Source organism: Stenotrophomonas sp. GbtcB23, from assembly GCF_019091045.1.
In the GTDB taxonomy this organism is placed as follows: Bacteria; Pseudomonadota; Gammaproteobacteria; order Xanthomonadales; family Xanthomonadaceae; genus Stenotrophomonas; species Stenotrophomonas rhizophila_A.
In genome coordinates, this window is record NZ_JAGXKC010000398.1 from 1 (window position 1) to 273 (window position 273).

General features: G+C 51.3%; 1 protein-coding gene. It reads left to right on the plus strand.

Going from position 1 to position 273, the window contains the following annotated elements; all coding sequences use genetic code 11:
* Positions 1 to 273 (plus strand): Hachiman antiphage defense system protein HamA (locus tag KVS69_RS19555; RefSeq protein ID WP_217539669.1); only part of this gene is annotated, 273 nt, incomplete at both ends.

Genomic DNA, 273 nt, shown 5'->3' on the forward strand with positions numbered 1-273 from the left:
CGACAAAGCGGATCTCAGCAACTCTGAACTAACTTCCGCGTTCAAGCGCTACTTCGACAAAAACTCAACCATGTCCAATCGAGCGCGCTATTGCGGAATCGGCCTTGTTGGGTATGATTCGACGATGTATCCGGAGGCCAATGGCAGTGCTATTGCGGCAGAGTTGGCTGCTCAGGTAAAAATAGACAGCCAGGATTGGCTCCTCCAGGCCAAGAAACATGTGGAAAAAAGGAAAAACGAGAAGGTTGAGAGAGGGCTTTTGGGCGTGCCAGG